This window comes from Pseudomonas sp. P4_C3 (genome assembly GCF_056402075.1).
In genome coordinates, this window is record NZ_JBFUIC010000228.1 from 1 (window position 1) to 8,202 (window position 8,202).

Here is an 8,202-nt window from a genome sequence, read left to right on the forward strand (position 1 = left end):
ATGTTGACTGACACACCGCCATCGCGAGCAAGCTCGCTCCCACATTTGTTTTGTGTGTGCTTAAGGTCTGCGCTGCCGCACCAGATGCTTGAACCCCTCGAACATCAGTACCAGCACGGCCATCCAGATCGGGATGTAGGTCAGCCATTCGCCGGCCTTGATGCTCTCTCCCAGCAGCAATGCCACCCCCAGCAGCAACACCGGTTCGACGTAGCTCAACAGGCCGAACAGGCTGAACGGCAGCAGGCGGCTGGCAATGATGTAGACCACCAGCGCCGACGCACTGATCACGCCGAGCAGCGGGATCAACAGCGACAACCATGGATGCTGGTCAAACACAGCGAAACCTTGCGCGCCGCTCTGAATGAACCAGATCGCCACCGGCAGCGTCAATGCCATGTCCAGCCACAAGCCGCCGAGGTTGTCCGCCGCCAGCCGTTTGCGCAGTAAGAAGTAGGTCGGATAGCCAATGCAGACCAGCAAGGTCGCCCAGGAAAAACCACCGACCTGATATACCTCGTTGATCACGCCCAGGCAGGCGAATACCACGGCAACTTTTTGCAGGTAGGACAGGCGTTCGCCGTAGGCGATCCGCCCGGTCAAGACCATGGTCAGCGGCAACAGGAAATAGCCGAGTGACACGTCGAGGCTGTAGCCGTTCAGCGGCGCCCACATGAACAGCCACAATTGCACGCCGAGCAGGGCAGAGGAGGYGATCAGCGCGCCCATCAGTTTCGGGTTGGCAATGGCGCGCCGAACGATCTCCAGCACGCGCTTCCACTCGCCGGATGCCACCATGAACACGGTCATGCACGGCACGGTCAGCAGCATGCGCCAACCGAAGATTTCCACGCCGCTCAAGGGGGTGAGCAGCGACGTGTAGTAATACATGACGGCAAAAAGCACCGAGGCTGAAACCGATAGAGCGATACCTTTAGACAAGCTGTCCTCGCGATGTTGAAGGTGAAACGGGGGGGCRGAGAATACGTGGTTTTCGGGCCGAACATTGACCAATCAATCAACACTGTCCAACTGTAGGAGCGAGCTTGCTCGCGATGGTGTGTCAGTTGACATCTATGTAGCACACGAAGTGGCTCACATCATTGAACCCCGGTGTCGACGCATGCCCCGGCGTCACCAGCGAATCGATGAACGCCTCATCCTCGGCCGTGATCTTCACCGCTTGCGCCTTAGTGTAGGCGTCCCACTGCGCTTCGGTACGCGGCCCGACAATGGCCGAGGTCACGGCGCTGTTGTTCAGCACCCARGCAATCGCGAACTCGACGATGCCGACGCCGCGTTCCTGGGTGTATTGCTGGATTTGCTGGGCGATACGCAGGGATTCGACGCGCCATTCTGTTTCCAGGATGCGTTTATCCTGACGTCCGGCACGGCTGTCAGCGTCCGGTTTCACATCAGGCGCGTATTTGCCGCTGAGCACCCCGCGCGCCAGCGGGCTGTAAGGCACCACGCCCAGACCGTAGTTTTGCGCCGCCGTGATCTGCTCGGATTCAGCCTGGCGGTTGACGATGTTGTACAGTGGCTGGCTGATCACCGGCCGGTCAACGCCAAGTTTGTCGGCCACGCGAATGACTTCGGCGATGCGCCAGCCACGGTAGTTCGACAGGCCCCAATAGCGGATTTTGCCTTGGCGAATCAAGTCGCCGATGGCCGAGATCGTGACTTCCAGCGGCGTGTTGTGGTCTTCGCGATGCAGGTAATAGATGTCGAGGTAATCGGTGCCCAGGCGCGTCAGGCTGGCATCGATGCCGTTGAACAGGTGTTTGCGGCTCAGGCCGCTGCGGTTGGGGACGCCGTCCACGGGGCCGAAGCCGACCTTGGTCGCCAGCACCCATTCATGGCGGCGGCTGGCGATGGCTTCGCCGACGATCTCTTCGGAACGGCCGTTGGTGTAGACGTCGGCGGTGTCGATGAAATTGATGCCCTGGTCCCAGGCCTTGTCGATGATTCGCAGGGAATCTTCGGCGTTGGTCTGTTCGCCGAACATCATGGTGCCCAGGGTCAGGGTGGACACTTGCAGACCCGAATGACCCAGCGTGCGGTAGCTCATGAGCAAATCCTTTTACCAGTGGGAAAGGCTCAATCAGATACCAGAACAACTGCAGGGATCAAACTGAAATATCGAACACCGCAGATCAAACTGTGGGAGCGAGCTTGCTCGCGATGGCGGTTTTACATTCAACATCTGTGTTGACTGACACTCCGTCATCGCGAGCAAGCTCGCTCCCACATTGGATTTGTGTTGATCAGGCGCGCAGCGTGCGGGTCATGCGCAACGCCAACAGACTGCCGCAGACAATCACGCCCGCCAGCAGATATAGCGCCGCATCGGTCGAACCGGTGCTGTCCTTGACCCAACCCACCAGGTACGGGCTGAGGAAGCCGGCCATCTGCCCCATCGAGTTGATCAGCGCCAGGCCGCCCGCGGCGGCGCCGGCACTGAGCAGGGCGGTCGGCACCGGCCAGAACATCGGCAGGCCGGTGAGGGCGCCCATGGTGGCGATGGTCAGGCCGAGAATCGCGATGGCCGGGTTGGCGGCGAAGTTCACCGCAATCAGCAGTCCCAGCGCGGCCATCAACATCGGCACTACCAAATGCCAGCGGCGTTCTTTGCGCAGGTCCGCCGAACGGCCGACCATCAGCATGAAAACGGCGGCCAGCAGGTACGGAATCGCGCTCAACCAACCGATTACCAGGTTGTCGCTGAAGCCCAGGTTCTTGATGATCGACGGCAACCAGAAGTTGATCGCGTAGACGCCACTCTGGATGCAGAAGTAGATCAGGCCGAAGGCCCAGATCGCCGGGTTCTTGAATACCGCCAGCAGCGAATCGGACGTGCTTTTCGGTTTGTTGGCCAGATCGATAGCGTGGTCGGCTTCCAGTACCGAACGCTCGAACGGGGTCAGCCACTTGGCGTTGGCGTAGCTGTCGCTGAGCATGAAATAAGCCAGTGCACCGAGGATCACGGTCGGAATGCCTTGCAGCAGGAACATCCACTGCCAGCCGGCCAGACCGCCCTGGCCTGCGCCGAAGTGGTTGAGAATCCAGCCGGAGAACGGACTGCCGAGCAGGCCGGATACCGGGATCGCCGACATGAACAGCGCCATGATGCGGCCACGGCGGAAGGTCGGGAACCACTGCGAGAGATACAGCACCACGCCCGGGAAGAACCCGGCTTYGGCCGCGCCGGTGAACAGGCGCAGGGTATAGAACTCGGTCGGCGTGGTGACGAACAGCAGGCAGGTCGACAGGCTTCCCCAGGTGATCATCATCAGCGCAATCCAGCGCCGCGGGCCGAATTTGGTCAGCGCCAGGTTGCTTGGCACACCGCACAGCACGTAACCGATAAAGAAAATGCCTGCGCCGAGACCGTACACGGTCTCGCTGAACTTCAGCGCGTCGAGCATCTGCAGTTTGGCAAACCCAACGTTGACCCGGTCGAGGTAGTTGAACAGGTAGCAGATGAAAATGAAGGGGATCAAACGCAGGGTGATGCGCTTGTAGACGGCGTTTTTGTCGTCAGCGATGGCGTCGGACGCTACGGCGCTCTGTGTCATGGCGGCTCTCTCTTTATTATGATTTTTTGCGATGCAAAGGGTAACGTTGATCGCCCAGAGAGTCTCGACCACCCTCAGGGTGGCTGTCTTTGTGCCTGAGCACAGGGTTTGCAACCAAGGCCTGTGCGGGTGAACAACCCGTTCCATCACCGTCTTCAAGGATCACTTGCATGTTCGAACTCGATCACGACCTGGCCCAGGACATCGTCGACCGGGCGATGGCTATCCTGCCGTACAACGTCAACGTCATGGACAGCCAGGGCTTGATCCTGGGCAGCGGCGAGCCGGAGCGGGTCAACACCCGGCATGAAGGCGCGCAACTGGTGCTGGCCAACGGTCGCGTGGTGGAGATCGATGCGCAGACGGCGATTCATCTCAAGGGCGTGCAGCCGGGCATCAACCTGCCGCTGATGCTGGACCAGCGCCTGATCGGCGTGCTGGGCATCACCGGCGAACCCGAGCAACTGCGCACCTACGCCGAGCTGGTGCGCATGACCGCCGAGATGCTGGTGGGCCAGCGTAACCAGCAGGCCGAACAGCAATGGCGGCGCCAGCGCTGCGATGATCTGCTGGCGCTGCTGCTGAGCGAAGCCGGGGATGCTCCGCGACTGGTCGATGAAGCGCAGCAGTTGGGCCTCAAGCCACAAATGACCCGGGTGCCGTACTTGTTCGAGCTCGGCCTGGAACACGCTCCAGGGCAAACCGTCGAGGCACTCAGTGCCTGGTTGACCAGCCGTCACCCCGACAGTTGGTGTGTGAGCTCGGCCAAAACTTCATTGCTCTGGTGCCGGCCGGCCAGCCAGTCGGTCGAGAACGCGCGCTTGCTGGACAAGCTCGATGGCCTTGGCTGGAACATCCTGCGTATCGCCGTGGGTGGGCAAGCCGACGGGCTGGCAGGGTTGCGCCGCTGCTATCGTCGGGTCGGTGACTTGCTGGCCTATGGACGCGAAGTGCTGCCGCGCTCCCGATTGCTGACGCTGAACCGCTATCGGCTGCCGGTGATGCTCTGGCGCCATCGCAACGACGACGCCCTCGACGAACTGCTCAACCCACTGCGCAAGGTCATTGCCAAGGACAGTAACGGTCAGTTGCTCGCGACCCTGCGCAGCTGGTGCGAACACGATGGCCAGAGCCAGGCTTGCGCCGATGCGTTGGGCATCCATCGCAACAGCCTGCGTTACCGGATGGAGCGGATTGCCGAACTGAGCGGGGTTGATCCGTTGCGCCTGGACGGCATGCTGGCGTTGTACCTTGGCGTGCAACTGCTGCCCCAGACAGACACCCATCCATGAAGAACACCACTCACCTGTGGGAGCAAGCTCGCTCCCACAGGTAACGCGTCTGCCACGGGCTTTGTGGAAATGAACAATAATCCTCATCGCCGCTTGTGCAGCGGACCGGCGTTATTGTTCAAGGCGGCTGGCAGCATGTGGAGATTGGAACTGGAGAATTCCCATGAAAATCGTGATCGCCCCCGATTCGTTCAAGGACAGCCTCAGCGCTCAAGGCGTGGCCGACGCCATTGCATTGGGATTGGCGCAAGTCTGGCCTGATGCCCAACTGATCAAATGCCCGATGGCCGACGGCGGGGAAGGGACTGTCGAGTCGACTCTTGCCGCATGTGAAGGCGAACAGCGCCGCACCGTGGTTCGCGGGCCACTGGGAACAACGGTGGATGCCGCCTGGGGCTGGTTGCCGCAGAGCCACACCGCGATCATCGAAATGGCCGAGGCCAGCGGTTTGCAGTTGGTCCCGGTGGCGCAACGGGATGCGTGCATCAGTAGCACCTTCGGTACCGGGCAATTGATCCGCGCCGCACTGGATGCCGGTGCGCAACGGGTGATCCTGGCGATTGGCGGCAGTGCGACCAATGACGGCGGTGCCGGTGCCATGCAGGCCCTGGGTGTGAAACTGCTGGACGCCCGGGGGCAGACGCTGTCACCGGGCGGCCTCGCCCTTGCGCAATTGGCCCGCGTCGACCTGAGCGACATGGATCCGCGTCTGGCGCAGGTACGCTTCGACATTGCCGCCGACGTCAACAACCCGTTGTGCGGCCCCCACGGCGCTTCGGCGATTTTCGGCCCGCAAAAAGGTGCCTCGCCGGCGCAGGTCGAGCAACTGGACCTGGCGCTGGGGCACTTTGCCGACCATTGCGCGACAGCCTTGAACAACGACGTTCGGGACGAACCGGGCAGTGGCGCGGCGGGTGGCCTGGGGTTTGCCGCCAAAGCGTTCCTGGGGGCGCAGTTCAAGGCCGGGGTCGAGGTGGTCGCCGAACTCGTGGGCCTGGCCGAGGCGGTTGCAGGTGCCGATCTGGTGATCACCGGGGAAGGGCGTTTCGATGCGCAAACCCTGCGCGGCAAGACGCCGTTTGGTGTGGCGCGTGTCGCCAGCCAGCAAGGCGTGCCGGTCATCGTCATCGCCGGCACTCTGGGCGACGGTTATCAGGCGCTCTATGAGCACGGCATCGATGCTGCGTTTGCCCTGGCGAGCGGGCCGATGACCCTGGACCAGGCCTGTGCCGAGGCGCCGCGCTTGCTGCGTGAGCGGGCGACCGATATCGCTCGCGTATGGCGGATGGCCGTTCGCAAGCACTGACTCATCCCTGTTTTGAACGCCATGGTGGCGCGCTTCGTGATTTGAGATAGGGTTGTGGCTGGGAGCACCCGCGCGACAGGAGACAGACATGCGCTATTCAGCCTTGACCCAACGAATCGCCGGTGACGGAGCGGCGGCCTGGCAGATTCACGATCGAGCGCTGCAATTGCGCGAACAGGGCGTCGATGTCCTGCTGCTGTCAATTGGCGACCCGGACTTCGATACGCCACAACCCATCGTCCAGGCGGCCATCGCCAGCCTGTTGGCCGGTGATACGCACTATCCTGAAGTGCGCGGCAGTCGGGGGCTGCGCGACAGCATTGCCCGCCGACATCGGCAACGCAGCGGTCAGCCGGTGGATAGCGAGCATGTGATCGTCTTTCCGGGCGCGCAGTGCGCGGTGTATTCGGTGGCGCAATGCCTGCTCGATCCGGGCGATGAAGTGATTGTCGCCGAACCGATGTACGTCACCTATGAAGGCGTGATCGGCGCTTGTGCGGCCACGGTGGTCCCGGTGCCAGTGCGTCCGCAGAACGGGTTTCGCGTCGACCCGGCGGATGTCGCGGCACGGATCACGCCAAAAACACGCGCCATCCTGCTCAACAGTCCGAACAATCCATCCGGCGCCAGTCTGTCGTTGCCGATCTGGCAGGAGCTGGCAGCGTTGTGCATTCGTCATGATTTGTGGCTGATCAGCGATGAGGTCTACAGCGATCTGCTGTACGAGGGCGAGCACATCAGCCCCGCGAGCCTGCCGGGCATGGCCGAACGGACGGCGACGATCAACAGCCTGTCCAAGTCCCACGCCATGAGCGGCTGGCGGGTGGGCTGGGTGATCGGGCCGAAACCCATGGCCGGGCACCTGGTCAATTTGTCGCTGAGCATGTTGTTCGGCATTCCGGATTTCGTGCAGAACGCTGCGCAATTGGCGCTGGATGAAGACTTGCCGGAAGTGGCGATGATGCGCGAAGAGTATCGCCAGCGCCGTGACCTGGTGTGCGCAAGTCTGGGCCAATGTCCGGGCCTCAGGCCGATTCGCCCGGATGGCGGGATGTTCGTGATGGTCGATGTACGCCAGACCAGGTTGTCGGCCCAGCGCTTCGCCGAGCGATTGCTGGAGGGCTATGGCGTCTCGGTGCTGGCCGGAGAAGCGTTCGGGCCGAGTGCGGCGGGGCATATCCGGATCGGGTTGGTAGTGGATCAGATGAAGCTGGCTGATGCCTGTCGGCGGATTGCTTTGTGTGCGACGAATTTGCTGGAGGCGCGGCGGGCCTGATCGCCACAGCAAAAGATCGCAGCCTGCGGCAGCTCCTACAGGATTGATGTCCATCCACAAAACTGCGGTGAACCCGGTCCATGCAGGAGCTGCCGCAGGCTGCGATCTTTTGATCTTCAGCCTTTCCAAACCCCAGGATTCACCAAGTTCACAGGCCGTTCACCCGCCAGCGCCGCCAACAGGTTGTCCACCGCGCATCTGGCCATGGCCTCCCGTGTTTCATGGGTGGCCGAGCCGATGTGCGGTGTCGCCACCACGTTGTTCAACTGCAACAACGGCGAGTCCTGATTCAATGGTTCGCGTTCGAATACGTCCAGCCCCGCCGCGCGAATCCGGCCCGCACGCAAGGCTTCAATCAGTGCTGCTTCGTCCACCACTTTACCCCGTGAAATATTGATGAAGATGGTCTCGGGACGCATCAGGGCGAACTGTTCTGCGCCAATCAGCCCTTCGGTTTGCGCGGTCAGCGGCAACGTCAGGCAAACGAAATCGGCCTGTTGCAATAGCTCCGGCAGGCTTCGATAGTGCGCATTGAACCGCTGTTCCACCGCTGGTTTCGGTGACTGGCTGTGATAAATCACCGGCATGCCAAACCCGAAATGCCCGCGCTGGGCCAGCGCCTCGCCAATGCGCCCCATGCCAATGATGCCCAGGGTTTTACCGTGCACGTCGCTGCCGAAGTGCGTGGGGCCGATGTTGCGGGTCCAATTGCCTTCGCGAATCATGTTTGCCAACTCCACTACGCGCCGG

General features: G+C 61.8%; 7 protein-coding genes. 3 read left to right on the forward strand and 4 right to left on the reverse strand.

Annotation, left to right across the window (positions count from 1 at the left end; translation table 11 throughout):
• Positions 1 to 60: 60 nt before the first annotated feature.
• The 3 genes from rarD to AC1DVH_RS23800 form a co-directional block, all read right to left on the reverse strand.
• Complete coding sequence (rarD, locus tag AC1DVH_RS23790; protein ID WP_477755885.1) at positions 61 to 942, reverse strand: EamA family transporter RarD; 882 nt, start codon at positions 940 to 942, stop codon at positions 61 to 63.
• A gap of 121 nt (positions 943 to 1,063) precedes the next feature.
• Positions 1,064 to 2,071 (reverse strand): aldo/keto reductase, encoded by a 1,008-nt coding sequence (locus tag AC1DVH_RS23795; RefSeq protein WP_477755886.1) that lies wholly within the window; start codon positions 2,069 to 2,071, stop codon positions 1,064 to 1,066.
• A 196-nt stretch (positions 2,072 to 2,267) separates the two neighbouring features.
• The gene (locus AC1DVH_RS23800) at positions 2,268 to 3,578 is read right to left on the reverse strand and encodes an MFS transporter (RefSeq protein ID WP_477755887.1); all 1,311 of its coding nucleotides are present in this window, start codon (positions 3,576 to 3,578) and stop codon (positions 2,268 to 2,270) included.
• A gap of 170 nt (positions 3,579 to 3,748) precedes the next feature.
• On the opposite strand from AC1DVH_RS23800, the gene AC1DVH_RS23805 reads away from it, so the two are divergent.
• From AC1DVH_RS23805 to AC1DVH_RS23815, 3 genes are all read left to right on the forward strand, one after another.
• Complete coding sequence (locus tag AC1DVH_RS23805) at positions 3,749 to 4,870, forward strand: sugar diacid recognition domain-containing protein (RefSeq protein WP_477755888.1); 1,122 nt, start codon at positions 3,749 to 3,751, stop codon at positions 4,868 to 4,870.
• 163 nt (positions 4,871 to 5,033) lie between these two features.
• The gene (locus AC1DVH_RS23810) at positions 5,034 to 6,176 is read left to right on the forward strand and encodes a glycerate kinase (protein ID WP_477755889.1); all 1,143 of its coding nucleotides are present in this window, start codon (positions 5,034 to 5,036) and stop codon (positions 6,174 to 6,176) included.
• A gap of 88 nt (positions 6,177 to 6,264) precedes the next feature.
• Complete coding sequence (locus AC1DVH_RS23815) at positions 6,265 to 7,452, forward strand: pyridoxal phosphate-dependent aminotransferase (RefSeq protein ID WP_477755890.1); 1,188 nt, start codon at positions 6,265 to 6,267, stop codon at positions 7,450 to 7,452.
• 116 nt (positions 7,453 to 7,568) lie between these two features.
• Here AC1DVH_RS23815 and AC1DVH_RS23820 read toward each other — a convergent pair.
• Positions 7,569 to 8,202: 2-hydroxyacid dehydrogenase (locus AC1DVH_RS23820; protein WP_477755891.1), on the reverse strand; the 634-nt coding region annotated here is incomplete at its 5' end.